The sequence below is a fragment of the Flavobacterium sp. DSP2-3-1 genome, from assembly GCF_049896865.1.
In the GTDB taxonomy this organism is placed as follows: Bacteria; Bacteroidota; Bacteroidia; order Flavobacteriales; family Flavobacteriaceae; genus Flavobacterium.
On the sequence record NZ_JAFCVD010000009.1, the window covers coordinates 150373 to 174532 of the forward strand.

The 24160-nt window shown below is 34.6% G+C and carries 23 protein-coding genes and 1 tRNA gene; 20 read left to right on the forward strand and 4 right to left on the reverse strand.

Going from position 1 to position 24160, the window contains the following annotated elements; genetic code table 11:
• Window positions 1-29: 29 nt before the first annotated feature.
• From ACP7AT_RS11820 to ACP7AT_RS11860, 9 genes are all read left to right on the forward strand, one after another.
• The gene (locus ACP7AT_RS11820; protein WP_426064518.1) at window positions 30-1835 is read left to right on the forward strand and encodes a glycoside hydrolase family 13 protein; all 1806 of its coding nucleotides are present in this window, start codon (window positions 30-32) and stop codon (window positions 1833-1835) included.
• 89 nt (window positions 1836-1924) lie between these two features.
• A complete protein-coding gene (locus tag ACP7AT_RS11825) occupies window positions 1925-3583 on the forward strand; it encodes an alpha-amylase family glycosyl hydrolase (protein ID WP_426064519.1) in 1659 nt (552 codons plus the stop codon).
• Between the two features lie 292 nt (window positions 3584-3875).
• A complete protein-coding gene (locus tag ACP7AT_RS11830) occupies window positions 3876-4553 on the forward strand; it encodes a glycerophosphodiester phosphodiesterase (protein WP_426064520.1) in 678 nt (225 codons plus the stop codon).
• A 104-nt stretch (window positions 4554-4657) separates the two neighbouring features.
• Window positions 4658-5065, forward strand: a complete 408-nt coding sequence (locus tag ACP7AT_RS11835; RefSeq protein ID WP_426064521.1) for a GxxExxY protein — start codon at window positions 4658-4660, stop codon at window positions 5063-5065.
• A 144-nt stretch (window positions 5066-5209) separates the two neighbouring features.
• Window positions 5210-5617, forward strand: coding sequence for a GxxExxY protein (locus tag ACP7AT_RS11840; RefSeq protein WP_426064522.1), 408 nt, complete (start codon window positions 5210-5212; stop codon window positions 5615-5617).
• Window positions 5618-5653: 36 nt separating this feature from the next.
• Window positions 5654-6865 carry an NAD(P)/FAD-dependent oxidoreductase gene (locus ACP7AT_RS11845; protein WP_426064523.1) on the forward strand — a complete coding sequence of 404 codons (1212 nt, stop codon included), beginning with the start codon at window positions 5654-5656 and terminating at the stop codon, window positions 6863-6865.
• A gap of 98 nt (window positions 6866-6963) precedes the next feature.
• Complete coding sequence (locus ACP7AT_RS11850) at window positions 6964-7185, forward strand: DUF2683 family protein (RefSeq protein WP_426064524.1); 222 nt, start codon at window positions 6964-6966, stop codon at window positions 7183-7185.
• Window positions 7167-7442 carry a Txe/YoeB family addiction module toxin gene (locus ACP7AT_RS11855; RefSeq protein WP_426064525.1) on the forward strand — a complete coding sequence of 92 codons (276 nt, stop codon included), beginning with the start codon at window positions 7167-7169 and terminating at the stop codon, window positions 7440-7442. The genes ACP7AT_RS11850 and ACP7AT_RS11855 overlap by 19 nt, the downstream gene beginning before the upstream one ends.
• Window positions 7443-7732: 290 nt before the next feature.
• A complete protein-coding gene (locus ACP7AT_RS11860) occupies window positions 7733-8470 on the forward strand; it encodes a hypothetical protein (RefSeq protein WP_426064526.1) in 738 nt (245 codons plus the stop codon).
• Window positions 8471-8537: 67 nt separating this feature from the next.
• Here the strand turns inward: ACP7AT_RS11860 and ACP7AT_RS11865 are convergent, their stop codons facing one another.
• Window positions 8538-9017 (reverse strand): TspO/MBR family protein, encoded by a 480-nt coding sequence (locus tag ACP7AT_RS11865; protein ID WP_426064527.1) that lies wholly within the window; start codon window positions 9015-9017, stop codon window positions 8538-8540.
• 113 nt (window positions 9018-9130) lie between these two features.
• On the opposite strand from ACP7AT_RS11865, the gene ACP7AT_RS11870 reads away from it, so the two are divergent.
• The 6 genes from ACP7AT_RS11870 to ACP7AT_RS11895 all read left to right on the forward strand — a co-directional run bounded on the left by ACP7AT_RS11870 (window position 9131) and on the right by ACP7AT_RS11895 (window position 14206).
• Window positions 9131-10231, forward strand: a complete 1101-nt coding sequence (locus tag ACP7AT_RS11870) for a diphosphomevalonate/mevalonate 3,5-bisphosphate decarboxylase family protein (RefSeq protein WP_426064528.1) — start codon at window positions 9131-9133, stop codon at window positions 10229-10231.
• A gap of 41 nt (window positions 10232-10272) precedes the next feature.
• The gene (locus ACP7AT_RS11875; protein WP_426064529.1) at window positions 10273-10467 is read left to right on the forward strand and encodes a hypothetical protein; all 195 of its coding nucleotides are present in this window, start codon (window positions 10273-10275) and stop codon (window positions 10465-10467) included.
• A 55-nt stretch (window positions 10468-10522) separates the two neighbouring features.
• Entirely contained in the window at window positions 10523-11461 is a 939-nt protein-coding gene (locus tag ACP7AT_RS11880) for a mevalonate kinase family protein (protein WP_426064530.1), read from the forward strand.
• Between the two features lie 92 nt (window positions 11462-11553).
• The gene (locus ACP7AT_RS11885; protein ID WP_426064531.1) at window positions 11554-12507 is read left to right on the forward strand and encodes a geranylgeranylglycerol-phosphate geranylgeranyltransferase; all 954 of its coding nucleotides are present in this window, start codon (window positions 11554-11556) and stop codon (window positions 12505-12507) included.
• 343 nt (window positions 12508-12850) lie between these two features.
• On the forward strand, window positions 12851-13759 hold the full coding sequence (locus ACP7AT_RS11890; protein ID WP_426064532.1) for a pseudouridine synthase: 909 nt from the start codon (window positions 12851-12853) through the stop codon (window positions 13757-13759).
• 84 nt (window positions 13760-13843) lie between these two features.
• Window positions 13844-14206 carry a nuclear transport factor 2 family protein gene (locus ACP7AT_RS11895; RefSeq protein WP_426064533.1) on the forward strand — a complete coding sequence of 121 codons (363 nt, stop codon included), beginning with the start codon at window positions 13844-13846 and terminating at the stop codon, window positions 14204-14206.
• A gap of 79 nt (window positions 14207-14285) precedes the next feature.
• Here ACP7AT_RS11895 and ACP7AT_RS11900 read toward each other — a convergent pair whose 3' ends face one another.
• Complete coding sequence (locus tag ACP7AT_RS11900; protein ID WP_426064534.1) at window positions 14286-16433, reverse strand: M3 family metallopeptidase; 2148 nt, start codon at window positions 16431-16433, stop codon at window positions 14286-14288.
• Window positions 16434-16612: 179 nt separating this feature from the next.
• Here ACP7AT_RS11900 and ACP7AT_RS11905 point away from each other — a divergent pair, with 179 nt between their 5' ends.
• Entirely contained in the window at window positions 16613-18376 is a 1764-nt protein-coding gene (locus ACP7AT_RS11905) for a DUF885 domain-containing protein (protein WP_426064535.1), read from the forward strand.
• A gap of 50 nt (window positions 18377-18426) precedes the next feature.
• On the opposite strand, the gene ACP7AT_RS11910 is transcribed toward ACP7AT_RS11905, so the two are convergent.
• Window positions 18427-18508, reverse strand: a tRNA-Leu gene (locus ACP7AT_RS11910).
• Window positions 18509-18616: 108 nt separating this feature from the next.
• On the opposite strand from ACP7AT_RS11910, the gene ACP7AT_RS11915 reads away from it, so the two are divergent.
• From ACP7AT_RS11915 to ACP7AT_RS11930, 4 genes are all read left to right on the forward strand, one after another.
• Window positions 18617-20005: a dipeptidase gene (locus ACP7AT_RS11915; RefSeq protein ID WP_426064536.1), complete on the forward strand. Its 1389-nt coding sequence runs from the start codon at window positions 18617-18619 to the stop codon at window positions 20003-20005.
• A 243-nt stretch (window positions 20006-20248) separates the two neighbouring features.
• Entirely contained in the window at window positions 20249-20674 is a 426-nt protein-coding gene (locus tag ACP7AT_RS11920) for a hypothetical protein (RefSeq protein WP_426064537.1), read from the forward strand.
• A 9-nt stretch (window positions 20675-20683) separates the two neighbouring features.
• A complete protein-coding gene (locus ACP7AT_RS11925) occupies window positions 20684-21058 on the forward strand; it encodes a BlaI/MecI/CopY family transcriptional regulator (protein ID WP_426064538.1) in 375 nt (124 codons plus the stop codon).
• Window positions 21055-22518 carry a M56 family metallopeptidase gene (locus ACP7AT_RS11930; RefSeq protein ID WP_426064539.1) on the forward strand — a complete coding sequence of 488 codons (1464 nt, stop codon included), beginning with the start codon at window positions 21055-21057 and terminating at the stop codon, window positions 22516-22518. The genes ACP7AT_RS11925 and ACP7AT_RS11930 overlap by 4 nt, the downstream gene beginning before the upstream one ends.
• A gap of 186 nt (window positions 22519-22704) precedes the next feature.
• Here the strand turns inward: ACP7AT_RS11930 and ACP7AT_RS11935 are convergent, their stop codons facing one another.
• Window positions 22705-23874 carry a DUF4062 domain-containing protein gene (locus ACP7AT_RS11935; RefSeq protein ID WP_426064540.1) on the reverse strand — a complete coding sequence of 390 codons (1170 nt, stop codon included), beginning with the start codon at window positions 23872-23874 and terminating at the stop codon, window positions 22705-22707.
• Window positions 23875-24160: the final 286 nt, after the last annotated feature.

Below are 24160 nucleotides of genomic sequence, written 5' to 3' on the forward strand. Positions count from 1 at the left end.
TAAAAAAAATAACCTTATTTCTTTTTTTTATGTCTGTAACCTTACACGCTCAAATCGACAAAGTGGAACCGCCTTTTTGGTATGCAGAAATGCAAAATCCAGAACTGCAGATTCTTTTTTACGGTAAAGACATTTCTCAATACCAAGTTACGGTTTCTAACGGCATAAAAATAACCAGTGTTGAAAGAACGGAAAATCCCAACTACATTTTTGTCACCATTGATACTAAAAAAGTTTCGGCCTCTGATTTCGTGTTTACTTTTAAAAACAACAACAAAAAAACGTTTACACAAAAATATTCTTTGCAGCAAAGAAGAGCAAATTCCGCGCAACGCAAAAGCTTTGACTCTTCGGACATGATGTATTTATTGATGCCGGATCGTTTTGCCAATGGAAACAGAAACAACGATAGTGAAAATGCTACCCAAGAAAAATACAATAGAGAATTACCGGGAGGAAGACACGGTGGCGATATTGAAGGAATTATAAAAAACTTGGATTACATAGCATCGTTAGGAGCTACAACGATATGGACCACGCCACTTAATGAGGATAATGATGCTGCTTATTCATATCATACGTACGGTCAATCTGATGTATATAAAATAGATCCGCGTTATGGAACAAATGACGATTATGTTCGGTTGGCTTCTGAAATGCACAAAAGAGACCTGAAACTGGTGATGGATTACGTCACGAATCACTGGGGAATTGAACATTGGATGATGAAAGATTTACCTACAAAGGAATGGATTAATCAATTTGATACTTTTACACAAACCAATCATAAAAGAACCGTTATCCATGACATTAATGCATCTGAAATTGACAAAAAAATAACGATTGACGGTTGGTTTGTTCCAACGATGCCCGATTTAAATTTGAAGAATCCTTTGACTTTAAAGTACTTGATTCAAAATGCAATTTGGTGGATTGAATACGCTGATTTGGATGGTTTCAGAGTTGACACCTACAATTATTCCGACCCAAAAGGAATTGCAAAATGGACAAAATCCATTTCGAATGAATACCCAAATTTTAATATTGTAGGGGAAGTTTGGATGCAAAGTCAAGCCCAAATGGCATATTGGCAAAAAGACAGTAAAATTGCTGAAATACAAAATTACAACTCGTATTTGCCAAGTGTAATGGATTTCACCTTGTATGAGGCAACCAGCAAAGTTTTTAACGAAGACGAAGGGACTTGGGATAAAGGAATGGTGAAATTGTATGACAATTTTACGAATGATTTTCTGTATCCAAATATCAATAATATGTTGATTTTTGTAGAAAATCACGACACCAATCGTTTCAATCAAACCTACGAAAACGACATTAGAAAATACAAAATGGCAATGACTCTTATGGCTACCGTGCGTGGAATTCCACAGTTATATTACGGAAGCGAGATAGGAATGGCTGGCGATAAAAACAAAGGAGATGCGGACATTCGTAAAGATTTTCCTGGCGGTTGGGAAGGCGATAAAAACAATGCTTTCGTCAAAGAAGGAAGAACTTCGGGACAGAATGACTATTTTAATTTTACTTCTAAATTATTTAACTGGAGGAAAACGAAAGCGGCGGTACATTTTGGAAAAATGACACATTACATTCCGGAGAATAACATTTACGTTTATTTCAGATACAATACAAATGAAACAATTATGGTTTTGATGAACAATAGTACTGAAACCAAAACAGTAAACACAAATCGTTTTAGAGAAAACATCAAAGATTTTAAAACCGGAAAAGATGTTATTTCTGAACTTACCTTTGACGTTACAAACAAAATTACAATAGAACCTAAATCGGTTTTGATTTTAGAACTAAAGTAATTTGAACCAATTAGGTAATTTATACTCACTTACATGAACTTGTAATTCTCATCGGTTTCAAGAAAAATCAATCATTCAATGCTAAAAAAATGAAAAAATATTTAATCCCACTTTTATTATTCACCATGACAATCATAAGTAGTTGCTCCAGTACACAAACGGTTGCCGATAGTAACAAAACACCTTTCGTTTGGGAAGGTGCGAATGTTTATTTTCTAATGACCGACCGTTTTAATAATGGTGACGCTTCAAATGACATAAACTTCAACAGAACCAAAACAACAGGAAAACTTCGTGGTTTTGAAGGTGGCGACATCAAAGGGATTTCTCAAAAAATTGACGAAGGTTATTTTGATAAATTAGGAATAAATGCTATTTGGTTTACACCAATAGTGGAGCAAATACACGATGCCGTTGATGAAGGAACGGGTTTGAGTTATGCCTTTCATGGATATTGGGCTAGAGACTGGACGAACTTAGATCCTAACTTTGGAACAAAAGAAGATTTGGCTGCATTAGTTCAAAAAGCACACGCGCACGGAATCCGAATCATTCTTGATGGCGTGATCAATCATACCGGTCCCGTAACCTCCGAAGATACCGTTTGGCCAAATGATTGGGTGAGAACAGGACCCAATTGTGATTACAAATCGTTTGAAAACACAACCGCTTGCACATTGGTTTCTAATCTTCCGGATATAAAAACAGAAAGCAATCAAGCTGTAGCGCTGCCTCCTTTTTTAATCGAAAAATGGAAAAAAGAAGGCCGTTACGAACAAGAAATGAAAGAACTGGATGCCTTTTTTGCTCGTACGGGATATCCAAAAGCGCCAAAATACTACATCATCAAATGGCTAACTGATTATATTGCAGATTACGGAATTGACGGGTACAGGGGCGACACCGTAAAGCATACAGAGGAAACCGTTTGGGCCGATTTTAAAACCCAATGTGATTATGCTTTTGAAACTTGGAAGAAAAACAATCCAACAAAGGTTTTAGACAACAACCCTTTTTACACGATTGCTGAAGTGTACAATTATGGTATCAGTGGCGGACAAGATTTTGATTTTGGAGACAAAAAAATAAACTATTTCAAAAATGGTTTCAACAACATGATCAATTTTGAATTTAAATGGGATGCGCAAAAAGACTATGAATTTATATTCTCCAAATATTCAAACAAGCTGAATAATGACTTGAAAGGATATAGCGTTTTGAATTATTTGTCATCTCATGATGATGGCGGACCTTTTGATGGAAATCGCACCAAAACTATAGAAAGCGGAACCAAATTATTACTGAGCCCCGGACTTTCTCAAGTGTATTATGGGGATGAAAGCGCTCGTTCCTTAATAATCGAGGGAACACAAGGCGATGCTACCTTGCGTTCGTTCATGAATTGGGAAGCCATAAAATCAAATCCTGCAACCCAAAAAACGCTGTTGCATTGGCAAAAATTAGGGCAGTTCAGAAGAAATCATCCAGCCGTTGGAGCAGGGATTCATAAGCAAATTTCGGCTCAACCCTATACTTTTTCCAGAACATTCTCTAAAGAGAATTATTCAGATGCGGTGGTGGTTGGATTGGATTTAGCGATTGGTACCAAAGAACTTGCGGTAGGTTCTGTTTTTAAAGATGGAACTAAAGTCAGAGATGCCTATTCCGGAAAAGAAGCAATTGTTTCGAATGGAAAAGTAAGTATTGATTCTGAATTCGACATCGTTTTATTGGAATTGAAAAAATAATTTCAACTCGTCGAATTTAATTAATAAAACTTCAATTAATATTAAAAAAAAACTAACCACATAGAAACATAGAAAAAGAGTAGGACGGCCCAATTCTTGGGTTCACATAGCTATGGTTTTCTTTAAAAAACTGCAACGGCTTTCAAAATTTATGATCTATGTTCCTATGTGGTTAAAAAAATCAATTAAATTGAATTATATCCAATAGGTTAATTTCAAAATAATTTCAACCAAACGCCTTTAGAAATGAAGGCGTTTTTTTATGTTTATCTTTACCAAAAAATAAAATAAAATGCTAAAAATTGCACATCGCGGCGGGAAAGGATACGAACCTGAGAACACCTTCGTTTCGTTCCAAAAAGCATTAGACATGCAAGTGGACGGCATTGAACTCGACGTGCATTTAAGTGCTGATGGCGAGATAATCGTTATTCACGATGAAACTATTGACAGAACGACCAATGGAAAAGGTTTTGTAAATGCATTATCTTTGCGCGAACTAAAAGCTTTTCGAATAAATGGAACACATGAAATTCCAACGCTGGCAGCGGTTTTTGATTTGGTAAACCAAAATTGTTTTATCAACATTGAGCTCAAAAGTTATGAAGTTACAGAAAAAGTAGTTTCGCTACTTGAAAAATACGTTACCAAAAAAGGATGGAAATACGACCGTTTTTTAGTTTCCAGTTTTGATTGGAACGCGCTGCAACAAGTGGCATTTTTAAATGATAAAATTCCAATTGGCGTTTTAACGGAAACCAATTTAGACTTGGCTTTGGCTTTCGCCAAATTCATTCAGGCTAAATCCATTCACCCGCATTTTCATTTATTGACACAAGAAAACACGGCGGAAATGCAACAAAAAGACTTGCAGGTTTTCCCTTGGACTGTAAATGAATTAGAAGATATTCAAAAAATAAAAACATTCAACGTAAACGGAATCATCACTGATTTCCCAAATAGAATATGAACCAGAATTTTGATATAATAATAGCCGTTGTTCCAAATAAGATTTTATTTTTAAACCATTAAGTTAGTTAAGTCAATTAAGAAACGAGATCAATAATTCAGTTTATGACAAAAAAAGAAGTAACGCAATTATCCTATGAAATTATTGGTTATGCAATAAAAGTTCACAAAAAACTAGGACCCGGTTTATTGGAAAAAATTTATGAAGAATGCTTAAAATATGAGCTAGAAAAAAATGGATATAATGTTAAGCAACAATTTAATGTAGCAATCGATTACTATGATTTAGAGCTAACGCATCCACTACGATTGGATTTATTAGTAAACGATTGTATTATTATTGAGTTAAAAACAGTTGAAAAATTCCATCCAATTGATGAAGCAAAATTATTAACATATATGAAACTATTAAGTATTCCACAAGGGCTGCTTATTAATTTTAACTCTACCAACATAACAAAATCCTCCAAACCTTTAATTAACGAATATTTCACAAGGCTAGCTGATGATTAAACTTAAAAATCTTAACTTACTTAATGGTTTAAAAAAATGAATTCAAATTTTGATAAAATAATAGCCGTTGTTCCAAATAAGATTTTATTTTTAAACCATTAAGTTAGTTAAGTCAATTAAGAAACGAGATCAATAATTCAGTTTATGACAAAAAAAGAAGTAACGCAATTATCCTATGAAATTATTGGTTATGCAATAAAAGTTCACAAAAAACTAGGACCCGGTTTATTGGAAAAAATTTATGAAGAATGCTTAAAATATGAGCTAGAAAAAAATGGATATAATGTTAAGCAACAATTTAATGTAGCAATCGATTACCATGATTTAGAGCTAACGCATCCACTACGATTGGATTTATTAGTAAACGATTGTATTATTATTGAGTTAAAAACAGTTGAAAAATTCCATCCAATTGATGAAGCAAAATTATTAACATATATGAAACTACTGAGTATTCCACAAGGGCTGCTTATTAATTTTAACTCTACCAACATAACAAAATCCTCCAAACCTTTAATTAACGAATATTTCACAAGGCTAGCTGATGATTAAACTTAAAAATCTTAACTTACTTAATGGTTTAAATAAATGAATTCAAATTTTGATATAATAATTGTAGGCGGCGGCGCAGCAGGATTTTTTACAGCAATTAGTATTGTAGAGAAAAACCCAAAACTGAAAGTCGCGATTTTAGAACGCGGAGCTGAAGTGTTGCAAAAAGTTCGAGTTTCCGGTGGTGGAAGATGTAACGTAACACACGCTTGTTTTGAACCGAATGAATTAGTGAAGTTTTATCCGCGTGGCGAAAAAGAATTACGCGGCCCTTTTCATCAGTTTGGCTCAGGCGATACCATTGAATGGTTTGAGAAACATGGCGTAGAATTAAAAATTGAACCTGACGGACGTATGTTTCCCGTTTCGAATTCCTCCCAAACAATAATAGACTGTTTCCTAAAAGCCACACAAAAACTGGGAATTACAGTACTTACTGGACAAAGTGTACAATCAATTTTCAAGAAAGACGCTTTTTGGAAAATAGAAACCCAAAGCGAGAATTACATAGCCGAAAAGCTCGTTTTAGCTACGGGTAGCAATCCTAAAATATGGGAAATGCTACAGACTTTTGGACACGCTGTTGTCAGCCCGGTTCCTTCCCTCTTCACTTTTAATATCAAAGATTCCAGAATAAAAGAATTACCCGGAGTTGCGGCACAAGTAACCGTAAAAGTAAAAGACACCAAACTCAGCGCAACAGGACCATTGTTAATTACCCATTGGGGAATGAGCGGACCGGCTATTTTGAAACTCTCCGCTTGGGGAGCCCGCATCTTGCATGATAAAAATTATCAGTTTACCATTTTTGTAAATTGGTTGAATGATGAAGATACTGCGGATGTAGAGAAAAAGCTAAAAGATTTAAAACAAGAACACGCAAAAAAATCGGTTTCAAAGAAATCTCCTTTCGAATTAACCAATCGATTATGGGAAAGTTTGGTGCTCGCTTCAGGAATTGAAGCGGAGACGAAATGGGCCGATTTGTCTAAAACACAATTGCAGAATCTTGCGAATCAATTGACGAATGGCACTTTTCAAGTGAATGGAAAAAGTACGTTCAAAGAAGAATTTGTAACTGCCGGCGGAATTGATTTAAAGGAAATCAACTTCAAAACCATGGAAAGCAAATTCCATGAAAACCTGTATTTTGCTGGTGAAATTGTAAATATTGATGCGATTACAGGCGGATTCAACTTTCAGAATGCGTGGACTAGTGGGTTTATTGTAGCGAGTGCTGTTGGATAAAATTCTAAAGCAGTAAATTTTTATAAATCACTCAAAATCAAAAAGGAAGTCTAAGTTATTGAGTGAAAGTTTTTTGTAAATTTGTAAAAAAATAAGTTATGACAACGATAAGATTAAAAATAAATGAAAAGACTAAAAAAGGCAAAGCCTTTTTAGAAATGGCTCGTGTATTTTTTGAAAATTCAAAAGAAATTGTGCTTATTGAGGAAGATGATAAAAGCCACTATAATCAAGAGTTTGTAAAAAAAATTAAAAAAGCAAGCAAAGAAAAAGGTAGAGTCATGGAAAGTGCAGAGGAATTATGGGAAAGTATCAAGTAATCATTAAACAAACGGCTGAAAAAGATTTATCAAAGCATAAAATATCTGGAGATGTTGCTTCTATAAAAAAAATCTTAAGAATACTTAATGAATTGAAAGACCATCCGTACACAGGTGTAGGAAAACCAGAAGAGTTAAAATATGAATTAAGAGGTTTTTGGTCAAGAAGGATTAATAAAAAAGACCGACTAATATATGAAGTTCAAGAAGATATCGTAACTGTTTTTGTAGTTTCAGCATTGGGTCATTATGCATGAATAAAATTAAGTCGACAGAGGTTGACGAAATGAAATATTTTGTAATTTTTTAAACACTACTAACACCTATTTTTCTGACTAAATCGTAAATATTGACCCGATTACAGGCGGATTTAATTTTCAGAATGCATGGACAAGCGGATTTACTGTGGCGAGTGCTGTTTAGAGCGAAGTCTTTCTAGTACAATACTTTAATTAAGAGAACTTTGGTTTTTGATTAACAAGATTTTACCATTTTGTTTTCATTTTGATGAAATTATTTAAATATGTTTGTAATCAAAATATTACGAATGAATAAAGCCTACTTTTTTGTTTCCATACTCTTTTTTACACTTCAATCTGGTTTCTCACAAACTGAAAAATTAATTAAAGGCAAAGTTTTACACGAACAATTTCCTGTAGAAAAAGTTGAAGTTGCTAATTTCAATTCTAAAAAAGTCAGCATTACAAACTCAGCTGGGGAGTTTTCTATTTTGGTAAAAGCGGGCGACGAACTCATTTTTATCTCAAAAAATCATGACATCAAAAAAATTGTTTTGGATCAAAATACCATTAGCAGCAACAATCTTGTAATTTCATTGATCCTTAAACCGGAAGAATTAGAAGAAGTATTAATTACAAAAATGCCGTCAATAAAACTAAGTACTGACAAAGCATACGAACAAGGAAAAATTGACCAATTAGCTGTAGAAAAGTCAGCAAGAAGTTTAAAAACGGGCGTATACAATGGTAGTATTGAAAACGGAATGGATCTGATTCGAATTGGCAAAATGATTCTAAAGCTATTCTTAAAGGAAAAAGAGGCAGTTAAAAAAAAGGGTACTGAGATTGAATTTAAAGCATTGGCTACAACTACCTGCGATCAAAAATTTTATGTTGAAACTTTAAAATTAAAACCAGAAGAAATAGCCCTTTTTCTTCAATTTTGTGATGCTGACCCAAAATCGAAAACACTTACAGAAAATAGTAATATTTTATCGCTGATGGATTTTTTATCTACCAAGAATATTGAATTTAAGAAGTTATGAGGCTTTAAAAAATTATACAACTTTTTTTACTCAGCAAACTGATCAATGTAAAACTGAAGACTGAACACTATCCTCTATTCAGCCACCATATACTTCCATTTAACACCGCGGCAAAACTTACCCACGCCAAATATGGAAGAAATAAATAGCCCGCAATTTTATTGATTTTGGCAAATTGAATGTACGTTTCAAAAATCATCAACCACAATACAATAATTTCTAATCCAGCTAACATCGGGTTGTGTAAGCCAAAAAATAAATATGACCACAATGCATTTAGTGCCAATTGTATCGCAAATAAAATCAATGCTTTTTTTACAGCTTCTTTTTCTATTTCTATTCGGTCCCAAACTAATCCGGCAGCAACACCCATCATCACATATAGCATACTCCAGACTGGTGCAAAAATCCAATTGGGCGGATTAAAACTTGGTTTTATCAAAGTAGGATACCAAGTGGTAATAGCAGAACGAGTAACCGTTCCAGAGAAATAACCAATGGCAAGACAGGTGACAACAACAGCTAATATTCGGGTGATTTTATTCATTTTTATATTTTTCTAATGTGAGCCAAATTTACTCAAATCTTTCTAACGATTAACTATCCAATCGAATAAACAAATAAACCAAAAAAAGTATATTTGCATAAATTTATACATTCATGATTTCAGCAACCGATTTTATTCCATCACAATATACACATTCGATTGAAGAAGGCAATTTTCAATGGAGCGCTCCCAGCAATATTGCCCTTGTAAAATATTGGGGGAAAAAAGACAATCAAATTCCTGCGAATCCTTCGGTGAGTTTTACGTTGAATAATTGTAAAACGATTACGAAATTGGCTTTCGCCAAAAAAAATACTTCAACTGCGCTCAACATAAAAGATGATTTTTCTTTTGACTTACTTTTTGAAGGACAATCAAAAGAAGATTTCAAGCCAAAAATCCAAAAATTCCTAGAGCGAATCGAAATCTATTTGCCGTTTTTGAAAGACTATCATTTTACGATTGACACTGAAAATACCTTTCCGCACAGTTCGGGAATTGCTTCATCAGCATCTGGAATGGCAGCTTTGGCGATGAACTTGATGAGTTTAGAAAAAGTATTAAATCCTGAAATGACCGATGAATATTTCTATCAGAAAGCGTCTTTATTAGCACGTTTGGGTTCAGGAAGCGCTTGCAGAAGTGTAAAAGGACAAGTTGTAGTGTGGGGAAATCATGCAAATATCTCCGGAAGTTCGGATTTATTTGGCGTGGAATTTCCAAATGCGGTACATGCTAATTTCAAGAATTTTCAAGATACTATTTTACTAGTTGACAAAGGTGAGAAACAAGTTTCAAGTACCGTGGGACATGATTTGATGCACAACCATCCTTTTGCCGAAAGGCGATTTGCACAGGCGCACGAAAATTTAGACCAATTGATTTCAATTTTCGAAAGTGGGAATCTGGACGAATTCATCAAAATTGTAGAGAGCGAAGCCTTAACTTTACATGCCATGATGATGACTTCGATGCCTTATTTTATATTAATGAAACCGAATACGTTGGAGATCATAAATGCGATTTGGAAATTTAGAAATAAAACTAAAATTCCAGTTTGTTTCACGCTGGATGCCGGCGCAAATGTGCATGTTTTATACCCTGAAAATGTAGCCGAAAAAGTTTTACAATTTATTAAGAACGAATTAGTTGGCTATTGTCAAAATGGTCAGTACATTTGTGACGAAATTGGAAATGGCGCTGTGTTGATTTGATTTATTTTTTTCCTATCTTTATTTTTTAAAGCGCTGAAATTATGGATCTTCAATCAGAGAAATTAGAATTGATAAAAATGTTGTTAAAAACAAATGACAAAGTTATAATTGAGGCTGTAAAAAACATTTTCAAATCAGAGAAAAAAGATGTTTGGAAACAATTATCTCCCGAACAAAAAGAACAAATTGATCTGGGAATCCAAGAAGCAAATCGCGGCGACCAAGTTGATTTATAAAAACACTTTACAAATACCTAATTATCAACCCCAAATTGCTAATTTACAATACCATATGAAAGGACCTTTATTTTACTCAAAAATATTACTCTTTGGAGAATACGGAATTATCCGTGACTCAAAAGGGCTTTCAATTCCATATAATTTTTACAATGGCGCGCTTAAAAGAGATGAAAATCCAACTGAAGAAGCCATTAAATCTAATAGTAACTTAAGACGTTTTGTAACGTATTTAGAAACCTTACAAAAGGAACAATCTGATTTAGTTACTTTTGATTTAGCAACTTTGAAAAACGATGTGGAAACCGGAATGTATTTTGATTCCAGTATTCCTCAAGGCTATGGTGTAGGTAGTAGTGGCGCACTTGTAGCCGCCATTTACGATAAATATGCACAAAATAAAATTACGGTTCTGGAGAATTTAACGCGTGAAAAATTATTGCAGTTAAAAAACATATTTTCTCAAATGGAGAGTTTTTTCCACGGGAAAAGTTCTGGTTTAGATCCTTTGAACAGTTATTTGAGTATCCCGATTCTGATTAATTCTAAAGATAATATTGAAGCAACCGGAATTCCAACACAAAGCTTTGACGGAAAAGGCGCAGTGTTTTTATTAGATTCTGGAATTGTAGGTGAAACGGCTCCAATGGTGAATATTTTCATGGAAAACTTGAAAGACAAAGGTTTCCGTGCCATGTTGAAAAATCAATTTGTGAAATATACAGATGCTTGTGTAGAAAATTTCCTTGGCGGAGACATGAAATCATTGTTCATGAACACCAAGAAATTATCAAAAGTAGTTTTGAATAACTTCAAACCAATGATTCCGGAACAATTTCATGGAATTTGGCAACAAGGAATTGACAGCAATGATTACTATTTAAAACTATGCGGTTCTGGCGGTGGCGGTTACATCTTAGGTTTCACCGAAGATTTAGAAAAAGCAAAAGCATCGCTAAAAGATTATAAACTTGAGGTCGTTTATCAGTTTTAAACATCCTCTCCCCAACCCTCTCCAAAGTAGAGGGAGGAGAAAAGCTAAAATAGCATCCTTATTATTGGGAGCACATTCTTAAATAAATCTAAATGTTAAGCAGGCAGCACAAACTTCTCCTAATGAAAATTGCAAGTTTGTTCTCTGTGGTTAGAGGCTATAACATTCCCGTCATTATTTTGGCGCAATACCTTTCGGCCATATTTATTTTGGCTCCTGAAAAAAGAGCGTTGGATATTCTGCTTGACTTCCAATTATTCATTCTGGTTTTCGCTTCATCCCTCACGATTGCTTCGGGATATATCATCAATAACTTTTATGACAGTCAAAAGGATTTAATCAATCGGCCGAACAAGTCGATGCTGGATCGATTGGTGAGTCAAAAAACTAAACTAAATGTCTATTTTACGCTCAATTTTATTGTGGCTTTGATGGCTTTATTTGTTTCCTGGCGCGTATTTTTATTCTTTTCGGGCTATATATTTTTCATCTGGTTTTATTCCCACAAAATAAAAAAATACCCAATAATAGGAAACCTGACTGCTGCTTTACTGGCTGTTTTGCCTTTTTTTGCAATCCTGTTGTATTTTTACACTCGGATTCCATTTGAAGAAATTGAAAATTATAAAAGACAATTAGGCGTCATTTTTTCTCATGCTGCTTTTTTATTTTTGCTATTGTTGATTCGGGAAATGGTAAAGGATTTAGAAAACCTAAAAGGAGATTTAGCGAATGATTATAAAACGATTCCAATCGTTTACGGAGAAAAAATTTCAAAAAAAATCATTACCGTTTTGACTATTCTGACAATTCTTCCAGTGTACGCTTTAATCGATATTTACGATGTGGGTTACATGGATGTATATTTTTATTTTTGTCTGATTATCCTAATTTTCTTCTTATTGTACTTATGGAAATCAAATGCGAAGCCACAGTTTTTACTGCTTCATAACACCTTAAAATTCCTAATTGTAGCTGGTGTTTTTTGCATAGTGTTGATTAATCCGAGTGTTTTGTGGCACGGAAAAAGGTTGTTAATGGTATAATTTGGCCATTTATTACTATTATAAATAGGATAAAAAACCATTACCTTCAATGCTCACAGATACCCCCATTGGCTTAGCCCCGATTACTTCACATAGCTTTTATTCACATCGGAGTTCAGTGAATTTCATTTGCAACGGCATCCTTTCTTGTCTTGAACTTGTTTCAGGATCCTGAAACAACTTCAGGACAAGAAAGATAAAGTGGAAAGCGGGAAATAGCTCCAAAAAACGAAGCTAAAACGTATTAATTAGCTTATTAGCTAGGCAGTTAGCGTTTTTATAATTGGTTGTTATTGATTGTCAACTATATAAATAGTATCTTTGCACAAATTATTGGAATATTATGAATAACAAGGAAGGCAATAATAAGAAAAGTGGTCCAAGAGCAGCTAGCTCAAGACCAAGTTCGAATAAGCCAAAACCTGCCATGCAGAAGCGCGCTCAAGGGCCGAAAAAAGTTAAAGTAAATACTAAAGTTGCCGATATCGCTACTGATAAAGTAGAGAAAAAACCACATCAAGCACCAAAGAGACCGAAAGTAAAAGACGAAATTCGTTTGAATAAATACATTGCTAATTCTGGTGCGTGCTCGCGTCGTGATGCTGATATTTATATTCAATCCGGGACTGTGAAAGTAAACGGAATTCCTGTTACCGAAATGGGATACATGGTAAAACCGGGGGATGTTGTGAATTTTGACGGTGCTACATTGACGCCGGAGAAAAAAGTTTATATCTTACTGAACAAACCAAAAAACTTTACAACTGCGATGGACGAAGGTCAGGAATATCGTAATGTATTGGAACTGGTAAAAGGTTCAACGACTGCAAAAATTGGCGCAGTGGGAAGAATGGACAAGAATACAACTGGTTTGTTATTGTTCACAAATGACACGGATATGATTCGTAAATTTACGTTACCAAGTCAAAAATCATCAAAAATATACCAAGTGTCATTAGACAAAAACTTGAAATTTGAGGATTTAGAAAAAATAAACAAAGGTTTGACTCTTGACGGACACCGCGTTTTTGTGGAAGATGTAAGTTACATCGATGGTGAAGCGAAAAGTGAAATTGGTTTGCAACTACGATCCGCTAATGTGAAAGTGGTTCGTAATATTTTTGAACACTTTAGTTATGATGTATTGCGAATTGACAGAGTTGCTTTTGCTGGCTTGACCAAAAAGAATTTACCAAGAGGAAACTGGAGGTTGCTTACTGAACAAGAAATCATCAATTTGAAGAACGTTTAATATTTCTTTGAAATTATAAAAATGAAATCCCTTTTGCATAGCGAAATGGGATTTTTTTAATTACAAATCCAACCCAACATCAATATGACACCTGAAAAATTACAATCAATTGCTTTTAAATGGTTTGAAACTTTCAATAATAAAGAATTAGAAAAACTATTGTCTTTGTATGACGAAGATGCCGTTCATTTTAGTCCAAAACTAAAAATGTACAAACCGGAAAGTAACGGTTTTGTTACTGGCAAGGAAGCCTTGCGGGAATGGTGGAAAGATGCTTTTGAGCGGATGCCAAGTTTGAATTACAAAGTAAAATCGGTTACTGCCAATGGTGACCGCGTTTTTATGGAATATATAAGAACAGTTACTGGAGAAGAGGATTTGCTGGTGGCTGAAGTACTGGACATAAGGGAAGACAAAATTATTGCTTCCCGAGTATATCACGGATAATACCTTTTTCAAGAACAATAAAAAACCCTACAACATATTATTTATGTTGTAGGGTTTTCGTTTTAAAAGAAAATTATAATTATCCTTTTAATTTTTTAAGCGGTTCTGATTTTTTGTTCAAACCACGTTTTCTCAACAGCGGTTCAATACTAGGTTCAGCACCACGGAAACGTTTGTACAAAACCATAGGATCTTCGGTCCCACCTCTTTCCAAGACATTCTCACGGAATAATTTGGCTTTTTCAGGATTAAATAAAGTAGTTGTCTTGAATGCTTCAAAAGCATCCGTATCTAAAACCCCTGACCAGATGTAGCTGTAATAGCCAGAAGAATATCCTCCAGAGAATATATGACTGAAATATGTACTGCGGTATCTTGGAATTATGGATTGTATTAATCCAATTTTTGTCATTGCTGCTTTTTCGAAAGTATTTGCATCAACGGTGATGTCTTTGATTTGAGAATGGTATTCTAAATCCAATAACGAAGCCGCCAGATATTCCGTTGTAGCAAAACCTTGATCAAAAGTACCTGCTTTTTTTAATTTATTTACAAGCGCCTCTGGAATTACTTCGCCAGTTTTATAATGCTTTGCATACATTTTCAACACTTCCGGTTCTGCTGCCCAATTCTCCATAATTTGAGAAGGAAGTTCCACAAAATCTCTCGGAACACTTGTTCCCGCTAAACTTTTATAGGTCACATTCGACAACAATCCGTGTAAAGAATGTCCAAATTCGTGAAAGAAAGTCGTTACTTCATCAAAAGTCAAAAGTGCCGGAGCATTTGCTGATGGTTTTGTGAAATTACAAACGATAGAAACTACCGGAGCGACACGTTTTCCATCAACCGTTTTCTGACTTCTGTACGAGGTCATCCAAGCACCGCCACGTTTTGATTCACGCGGATGAAAATCCATATATAAAACACCCAAATGCGTACCATCTTTTTCTGTCACTTCCCAAACAGCTGCGTCTTCATGGTATTTTGGAACGTTAGTCAACGCTTTGAATTGTATTCCGTATAATTTTTCAGTCACCTGAAAAACGCCTTTTCTAACATTGTCTAAACTGAAATACGGTTTCAACTCTTCTTCGTCTAAATCAAAACGTTCTTTTCTGATTTTCTCTGTGTAATATCTCCAGTCATACGGTTGCACAGCACCTTTTATGCCTTCTTTAGCCATCATTTTCTGAATATCCGCGGCTTCCGTTTTTGCTATTTCCAAAGCTGGTTTCCACAAATCATTCAAAAGCTTATTTACATTTTCCGGAGTTTTAGCCATTGATTCTTCCAAGACATAATTGGAATGTGATTTATAGCCTAACAACCGTGCTTTTTGTCCACGAAGATTTGCTAATTCAACGGCATTCTTCTTATTATCAAATTCATTGTCCTGATTGCCTCTGGTTTGGTACGCATTCCAAATTTGCTTGCGCAATTCTCGATTAGAACTGTATTGAAGAAATGGCATCACACTGGAATTAGAAAGGGTGAAAACCCATTTTCCTTCTTTGCCTTTTGCTTTGGCATCAACAGCAGCAGCATCAATTAATCCTTGTGGCAATCCGGCTAAATCTTTTTTGGAATCAATAACCATTTCGTACGAATTGGTTTCCGCCAAAATGTTCTGACCGTATTTCAAACTGATTAACGAAAGATCTCCGTTTATTTTACGTAATATTTCTTTATCAGCATTTGATAAATTGGCACCACTACGAACGAAATCTTTGTACGCATTGTCTAAAATTTTAGCTTGTTCTAAATTTAAGCCTAGCGTTTCTTTTTTGTCCCAAAGCATTTTTACTTTTGCGAATAATTTCTCGTTCAGGTAAATATTATCTCTGTGCGCGGAAAGATTTGGCGCCATTTCTTTGGCAATATTCTGAATCTCTTTATTGGTATTCGCCGAATTCAGATTAGAAAAAACCGTGTTCACATTTGACAATAATTCCCCGGCATTTTCCATAGCAAGAATCGTATTCTCAAAAGTGGTCGGCTGCGTATTATTTGCAATTGCATTAATTTCAGCTTGATGCGAACTGATTCCTTCTAAAATAGCCGGTTTGAAATGTTCATTTTTAATTTTGTCGAAAGGCGGCACATTAAATGGCGTGTCGTAAGCTTGAAAAAATGGATTCATAGTCGTGTTTTCTTTTTTCTCTTGTGCTTCAATTGTTAGCATATTCCCAATGACTAACAAAATGAAAAAGGATTTTTTTCTCATTTAGGTGTAATTAATTAGAATAGTAAATTTAGCAGAAATCTATTAAAAACAAGGGGTACGATAGCGCGTTAACTAAATTTTATGACAAACAAAGATATTTTTGCAAACGAAAAATTACTCTTACATTTGAAATTGAAAAAAAAACAATAAATTAGCTCAATCTATTACCAAATATTCATATGAAAAAAATAACCACACTTTTACTTTCCGTAGCCACTTCATTATTGCTGGTTAATTGTAAATCGGAAGAAAAAAAACAAGACTTCAGCAGTCTGACAAAAAATTACTTTGACGACAAAAATGCCATGAATCCGATGGACGCGACTCAAAGTGGTCAAAACCAATACAACGATCAGTTGCAATTTGAAATGACGGACAGTTTCAGAAAATCGCAAGAAGCTTTCTTTAACAAATACCAATCTGCATTGCAAAACATCGCTGTTAAGGACTTATCCGAAGAAGAAAAAAACAGTTACGAAATTATTAAATGGGAAGTTGAGATTGGTAAAGACCTATTAAAACAACCTACAAATTTACTTCCCGTGCATCAATTTTGGGGAACTCACCTTACGATGGGACAATTTGCGGGAGGAACTGGTGCGCAACCTTTTAAAACTGAAAAAGATTATACCAATTTCCTGAAAAGAATGGACAAATATTCCGTTTGGATAGATTCAGCGATGGTGTATATGAAAAAAGGAATCGCAAAAGGTGTTGTATTACCAAAATCGTTAACGGTAAAACTGATACCACAATTTGCAGAAATGGCGACGCCAAATATAGAAGACAATTTATTTTACTCGGCTATAAAACTGATGCCGGCCTCTTTCCCTGACGGCATCAAAGAAGATTTAACAGCAAAATATACTGCGGCAATCAATACCAAACTGATTCCGCAATATAAAAAAATGGCCGATTTCCTAACCAATGAATATCTTCCTGCCTCCAGAGCGACAAGTGGAATAGGAAGTTTGCCTTTTGGAAAGGATTTATACGCCACGTATGTAAAACAATGGACCACTACCGAAATGACTCCCGAACAAATTCATGAATTGGGATTAAAAGAAGTAGCCAGATTGAATGCAGAAATGGAAAAGGTAAAAACACAAGTAGGTTTCAAGGGCACTTTATTGGAATTCTTTGAAGAGGTTCGAAACAAAAAAGAACTAAAACCTTTCACAAAACCAGAAGAAGTTATCGCAAACTTTCAAAGCATTTACACGCGGATTAAACCAAATGTAGATAAGTTATTCGCCCTGCAACCCAAAACGAAATTTGAAATTAGAAGAACAGAAGCCTTTCGAGAAAAAACAGCCAGTGCGGAGTACAACCAAGGAACTGCTGACGGCACACGTCCCGGTATTTTCTATGTTCCAATTCCTGATGTAGCGAATTATAATATGTACGGCGATGAGGATTTGTTTTTACATGAAGCGATTCCGGGTCATCATTTTCAAATATCCCTGCAACAAGAAAATCAAAGTCTTCCTGACTTCAGAAAATTCAATTGGTTTGGCGCTTATGGCGAAGGTTGGGCTCTATACACGGAAAGTTTAGGAAAAGAATTGGGATTGTATCAAGATCCGTATCAATATTTTGGGATGCTGGGCAATGAAATGCACCGAGCGGTTCGATTGGTAGTTGACACCGGATTACACTCCAAAGGTTGGACCAGAGAGCAAGCCATCAAATATTCATTAGCAAACGAAGCCGAAAGTGAAGCCAGTATTATTCCGGAAATAGAGCGTTATATGGCCATTCCGGGACAAGCATTGTCGTATAAAATTGGTCAATTAAAAATCATGGAGCTGCGCAAAAAAGCAGAATCCAAGATGGGAACTAAATTTGATATTAAAAAGTTCCATGAAAAAGTATTGGAATCTGGAGTAATGCCTTTAGCATTATTAGAAAAGAAAATTAATTCTTGGATAGAAAACAAATAATTTTTAATTTTGCGTATAAAAAAAGCTTCTCGATTGAGAAGCTTTTTTTGTGCGGATAATAGGACTCGAACCTACACGCCTTGCGGCACCAGATCCTAAGTCTGGCATGTCTACCAATTTCACCATATCCGCGAAATTCTGAGTGCAAAGATACACTTAACTTCCAATTTTCAAAGCAATTTTCACAAAAATTATTCATACTCTTTTTTGTACTTTTGAAATTATAAATAAATTCAAATAATGGAAAATATTAAAGCATACGTTCAAGAACACAAAGATCGCTTTATCAACGAGTTAATCGAATTATTAAAAATCCCTTCCGTAAGTGCCGACACCGCTTATTCTCACGATGTTTTTGAAACAGCTGATGCCGTAAAAGCCAGTTTAGAAAAAGCAGGCTGTGATTTCGTGGAAATTTGCGATACACCGGGATACCCAATTGTTTACGGTGAAAAAATAATAGATAAATCCCTGCCAACCGTTTTAGTGTACGGACATTATGATGTTCAACCACCAGATCCTATGGAGTTATGGACTTCTCCTCCATTTGAGCCTGTAATCAAGAAAACTGAAATCCATCCTGAAGGAGCCATTTTTGCCCGTGGCGCTTGCGATGACAAAGGCCAAATGTACATGCACGTGAAAGCATTGGAATATATGGTTCAATCGAATACTTTGCCTTGTAACGTGAAGTTTATGATTGAAGGCGAAGAGGAAATTGGCTCCAAAAGCTTGAGTTGGTTTGTAGAACGCAATCAGGAAAAACTAAAAAATGACGTGATTTTAATTTCGGATACCGGAATGATTTCTAATCAACAACCGTCAATTACAACAGGATTACGTGGATTGAGTTATGTAGAAGTGGAAGTTACGGGACCAAACCGTGATTTACATTCCGGATTATATGGAGGAGCGGTTGCCAATCCAATCAATATTTTAGCCAAGATGATTGCTTCACTTCATGATGAAAACAATCATATTACCATCCCTGGTTTTTACGATAATGTAGCAGAATTATCGCTGGAAGAAAGAGCTGAAATGGCCAAAGCACCTTTCAACTTAGACAATTACAAAAAAGCATTGGACTTAAATGACGTTTACGGCGAAAAAGGCTATGTAACGAACGAAAGAAATTCCATTCGCCCTACTTTGGACGTCAACGGAATCTGGGGCGGCTACACCGGAGAAGGTGCCAAAACCGTGATTGCAAGCAAAGCTTTCGCTAAAATCTCGATGCGTTTGGTTCCTAATCAGGATTGGGAACAAATCACGGAATTATTCACAAAACATTTTACAAGTCTAGCCCCTGCTGGCGTTACCGTTAAAGTAAAACCACATCATGGCGGACAAGGTTATGTAACGCCAACAGACAGTATTGGCTATAAAGCCGCGAATATGGCGTATACGGAAACCTTTGGCGTTCCCGCAATTCCCGTGCGTTCCGGAGGAAGTATTCCTATCGTGGCGTTGTTCGAAAAAGAGTTGAAAAGCAAAACTATTTTGATGGGATTTGGTCTGGACAGTGATGCCATTCACTCGCCAAACGAACATTTCGGAATCTTCAATTACCTGAAAGGGATTGAAACCATTCCGTTGTTTTACAAATATTTTGTCGAGTTATCTAAATAAATTTCCTTCATTAAATACTACATCCGCTCTAAACAGGGCGGATTTTTTTTGGGCGTTTCCCGCTGAAAATAGCGGGTCAGGCTGTCCGTTCTCAATCTTTTTATTTTTTGAAACAAAAAAATAAAAAGGATTTCCACTCCCATCCTTAACGCAAATCCCTGACCACCAATATATTTTTCATAAAAATTTGTTTATCTCAATTTATATTCTACATTTGTAGAGCAATGTTTTAATCTGTAGAATATGAAAATCCAAATTCCTTATAAAATTATCATTCTTCTTTTATGCATAAGCCTCACTAGCTGTAAAATTAATCAAACCAAAAACGGATTGAAAACAGGCAAATGGATTGAAAGTGAGAAATATATGAACATCGAATCCAATGCAACAGGAAGATACAAAAAAGGAGATAAAACAGGAACTTGGAGAGCATTCATCAGCGATAAATTACTTTCAAAAGAAAAGTATAAAAAAAACAGTTGCCACATTATCAAATACCACAACACTGGAACGATTCAACAAATAGGTATTTCAAATAAAGCCATTATAAATTCAAAAACCGAATGGCTACCGACAGGAGAATGGAAATTTTACGACTCCGAAGGGATTTTGCTTGGAACCAAAATTTATGAAAAAGGGATACCAATTGAAGAAATTTACACAAAATAAAAAATAAACATGCAACAACTAACGAACGCCGAAGAACAACTAATGGAACATCTTTGGAAACTCGAGAAAGCCTTCATGAAAGACTTGCTGGAAGCCTATCCAAAACCAAAACCGGCAACCACAACCGTGGCTACTTTATTGAAAAGAATGATTGACAAACAATTTGTTGCCTACAGGGAGTTTGGGAACTCTCGGGAATATTACCCTTTGGTCAAGAAAACCGATTATTTCTCTAAACACGTCAACGGATTGATAAGTAATTTTTTCAATAATTCGGCATCACAATTTGCTTCTTTCTTTACCACCGAAACTAATTTATCGCAATCGGAACTGGAAGATCTCAAGAAAATAATAGACAGTGAAATTCAAAAAAAGAAAAAATGAGCGACTTTCTAATCAAATCGACAATTACTTTACTCGTATTACTGGCAGTGTATTATTTGTTTTTGGAAAAAGAAAAAATGCATGTATTCAATAGGTTTTACCTGTTGTTCAGCCTTGTTTTTTCAATGGTAATTCCATTCATAACCATCGATGTTATTCAGGAAGTACCAAAACCGACAGTCAATCTGGGAAATATCCAGATATTACAAGGAAGCGCAGTAGTACTTGAAGAAACAAACTATTTAGCATTAGGACTATGGAGTTTATATGCTGTAGTAACGCTCATTTTAGCGGTACGTTTTATCAGCAATATCATCAAGATTTCGTCTAAAATGAAGTCGAATTCGCCAATTGAATATAAGAATGCCAAATTAATTTTGGTGCCCGAAAAAACGCTACCGCATACTTTCCTGAATGCAATTTTTATCAACGAAACGGAATACAACAACCGTCAAATTGAAGCTGAGTTATACACGCACGAACTCACGCATGTGACCCAAAAACACACTTTGGATATTTTATTTATCGAAATATTGAAAACCATTTTTTGGTTCAACCCTGTTTTTATTTTTTACAAAAAAGCAATACAACTCAATCACGAATTTCTTGCTGACGAGAAGGTAGTGACATCGTATAACAACGTTCCGTTCTACCAATCTTTATTACTATCAAAAGCGAACGAGAACCAAACTTTTTACTTGGCCAGTAATTTGAATTATTTAATAACTAAAAAACGATTACTCATGATGACAAAAACCACATCAAAAACGAAAGCTTTATTAAAAAAAGCGATGCTCATGCCGATAATAGCTACATTATTATTTTTACTATGTACGAAAGTCGTTGCACAAGAAACCAATGTAAAAAAAGAAACTACTCCTAAAAAATCTGAAAATTTATTTAAAACGTATTACAACAAAACTACCTTTAAAATTAAAGATGAAAAAGGAAAGATTGCAAGTGAAAAAAAATACAATGAACTAACTCCTATTGAGAAGAAGGCTATACCTTCTATCCTATCAAAGCAAAAAGCATTGCCTACAAACGAAGAACTTCTGGTAATTTTAAGCAAAGGAGCTGCTGAAGTAATTGAAATAGACACGTTCAATTCTAAAAATCAGTTTGTCCAAAAAGGAGAAAATGAAGTCTATAATACTGCTGGAATAACCGAAAAACCCGAATTCCCAGGAGGAATTATGGAATTTTACAAATTTGTCGGCAATAATTTTAAAACGCCATCACAACCTAACTTAAAAGGAAAAGTATACATCACCTTTATCATAGAAAAAGACGGCAGTTTAAGCGATATAAAAAACATACGAGATATTGGTTTTGGAACCGGTGACGAGGCCATACGTGTTTTGAAAATATGCCCGAAATGGATTCCCGGAAAACTGAACGGCGTTCCTGTTAGAGTAATGTACAGCTTACCAATAACTATTCAATCTGGAAAGGCGTAATTGTAAAAAAAGAAATCCGCTTCGTAAAGGAGCGGATATATTAAACTAATGTTTTATGGCTTGGCAGTGTGGTTGATTTTAAAAGCCTAAACTTAATAGTAATAGCTAACCTACAAGTGCAAAACCACGTCTGTTTTATGCCTAAATCCTGCAATATTCCCAAACGGCGGTTAGCAGTATCTTTTTTTAGACATTTATATTTTTATATACTTCTTTACCAATTGTTACGCTCATTTCAAGTTTAGCTATAAAGTCAGAAAGTTTATTAGCAACATTTCTTTTTGCATTATTTAATTCTTTCGACATTTTTGGAAGTTGCTCTATTGAGTTTAAAAATTCCCCTAAATTAATCAAAGATAATTCTATCTGAGCTGTTAAGTATTCTAGCGAATCACTAGCTTCAATAATATCATCTTTTTTATCGTCAAAATCTGATTTGTAAATCATTATTAGTTTTGAGAAAGAATCTATTCCTTTTTCAAAATTTTTTATGTAGATTGGTATTTCTGGTTCAATTCTACTTGCATAATTATTCATACTTTCGGCTGTTCGCCCAAATATATTTCTTTGTACTTTGATTGAAATAGGTTGGTTTTTATTTTTTGCAACTAAAGTATTTATTTCACTTGTTTTTTTATTCATTTCTTTTCCAATCCAAGCTGTTGCTTCTGAAATTCTTGTTAAAGATTGTGTTGAGATAGTAAAATACTCTTCTATTAATTCCTGATAATCTATTATTCCTAGCTCTTCTTCAATTTCTTTCACTTCAATTGTTTCAACAATAGGAAGGATTTCTTTGACAATAGTTGGATGATTATTTTTAGATTTTAGATTCTCTATTCTTGTTGGAATGTGTAGTCTTAAAAATCTAGAAAGTTCTTCGTTTGAATTAAAATCCCAATACAATACATTTTTTTCTCCTAAGCTTGATTTAAAGTTTTGGATTTTTCCTAATTGTTCAGGGTTTATAGCATCTAAGGTTTTTGGTGAAGCATTTTTAAAATATAGTAAAATTTGTAGTGAATTATTATTCTCTTTAAATTTTTTATAAGCAATATTAAATTCTTCTTCGGTTCCTGAACCAAATTCAATTGTTGGTGTTCCAAATCTCATCCATAGTAATCCAATAAATAAATCATAGGTTGGAATGTCTTTATTTATTATACTTTGCAATTCATTATTACTTATTGCAGGTGCAGAATTAGTTTCCCATTTTAATAATTCAAGAACTATATTGTTTGGATTTCCATAAGTTAAATTCAGTTCATTTATTACTTCATTGATTGATTCTCTTTCCTCTGACAAATCAGACGGAGAAGCTAAAAATATTCTGTATTTGCTTATTAACTCTGGCATTTTATTTATTTTTTAAATTTGCTATTTCTGAGGTAAAGTTACTATTAAAGTTTTGGGACTACATCGGGTCTAGGATTAAATCAAGCCCTATTTTCGGATTTGCAAAATCATCTCAAATACAAAACTAACTTTCCATTAAACCAATTGCCCAAATCCGTTGCAGTAGCTGTTGAACTAAACCTTCGGTAGCACTTACCGAGATTTTGTACCTTACGAATATAATTAAAATTCGTATACCATGACTACAAAAAAAAGCATCCTGATGCGTTAAGAGAAAACAAAATCC

Bases quoted from the DNA above. Each gene is read 5' to 3' on its own strand.
- ACP7AT_RS11890 (WP_426064532.1), top strand. From the start codon at position 12,851: ATGAATAACAAGGAAGGCAATAATAAGAAAAGTGGTCCAAGAGCAGCT.
- ACP7AT_RS11885 (WP_426064531.1), top strand. From the start codon at position 11,554: ATGTTAAGCAGGCAGCACAAACTTCTCCTAATGAAAATTGCAAGTTTG.
- ACP7AT_RS11880 (WP_426064530.1), top strand. From the start codon at position 10,523: ATGAAAGGACCTTTATTTTACTCAAAAATATTACTCTTTGGAGAATAC.
- ACP7AT_RS11825 (WP_426064519.1), top strand. From the start codon at position 1,925: ATGAAAAAATATTTAATCCCACTTTTATTATTCACCATGACAATCATA.
- ACP7AT_RS11930 (WP_426064539.1), top strand. From the start codon at position 21,055: ATGAGCGACTTTCTAATCAAATCGACAATTACTTTACTCGTATTACTG.
- ACP7AT_RS11830 (WP_426064520.1), top strand. From the start codon at position 3,876: ATGCTAAAAATTGCACATCGCGGCGGGAAAGGATACGAACCTGAGAAC.
- ACP7AT_RS11865 (WP_426064527.1), bottom strand. From the start codon at position 9,017: ATGAATAAAATCACCCGAATATTAGCTGTTGTTGTCACCTGTCTTGCC.
- ACP7AT_RS11870 (WP_426064528.1), top strand. From the start codon at position 9,131: ATGATTTCAGCAACCGATTTTATTCCATCACAATATACACATTCGATT.
- ACP7AT_RS11850 (WP_426064524.1), top strand. From the start codon at position 6,964: ATGACAACGATAAGATTAAAAATAAATGAAAAGACTAAAAAAGGCAAA.
- ACP7AT_RS11935 (WP_426064540.1), bottom strand. From the start codon at position 23,874: ATGCCAGAGTTAATAAGCAAATACAGAATATTTTTAGCTTCTCCGTCT.
- ACP7AT_RS11905 (WP_426064535.1), top strand. From the start codon at position 16,613: ATGAAAAAAATAACCACACTTTTACTTTCCGTAGCCACTTCATTATTG.
- ACP7AT_RS11915 (WP_426064536.1), top strand. From the start codon at position 18,617: ATGGAAAATATTAAAGCATACGTTCAAGAACACAAAGATCGCTTTATC.
- ACP7AT_RS11875 (WP_426064529.1), top strand. From the start codon at position 10,273: ATGGATCTTCAATCAGAGAAATTAGAATTGATAAAAATGTTGTTAAAA.
- ACP7AT_RS11860 (WP_426064526.1), top strand. From the start codon at position 7,733: ATGAATAAAGCCTACTTTTTTGTTTCCATACTCTTTTTTACACTTCAA.
- ACP7AT_RS11820 (WP_426064518.1), top strand. From the start codon at position 30: ATGTCTGTAACCTTACACGCTCAAATCGACAAAGTGGAACCGCCTTTT.
- ACP7AT_RS11840 (WP_426064522.1), top strand. From the start codon at position 5,210: ATGACAAAAAAAGAAGTAACGCAATTATCCTATGAAATTATTGGTTAT.
- ACP7AT_RS11855 (WP_426064525.1), top strand. From the start codon at position 7,167: ATGGGAAAGTATCAAGTAATCATTAAACAAACGGCTGAAAAAGATTTA.
- ACP7AT_RS11835 (WP_426064521.1), top strand. From the start codon at position 4,658: ATGACAAAAAAAGAAGTAACGCAATTATCCTATGAAATTATTGGTTAT.
- ACP7AT_RS11895 (WP_426064533.1), top strand. From the start codon at position 13,844: ATGACACCTGAAAAATTACAATCAATTGCTTTTAAATGGTTTGAAACT.
- ACP7AT_RS11920 (WP_426064537.1), top strand. From the start codon at position 20,249: ATGAAAATCCAAATTCCTTATAAAATTATCATTCTTCTTTTATGCATA.
- ACP7AT_RS11900 (WP_426064534.1), bottom strand. From the start codon at position 16,433: ATGAGAAAAAAATCCTTTTTCATTTTGTTAGTCATTGGGAATATGCTA.
- ACP7AT_RS11845 (WP_426064523.1), top strand. From the start codon at position 5,654: ATGAATTCAAATTTTGATATAATAATTGTAGGCGGCGGCGCAGCAGGA.
- ACP7AT_RS11925 (WP_426064538.1), top strand. From the start codon at position 20,684: ATGCAACAACTAACGAACGCCGAAGAACAACTAATGGAACATCTTTGG.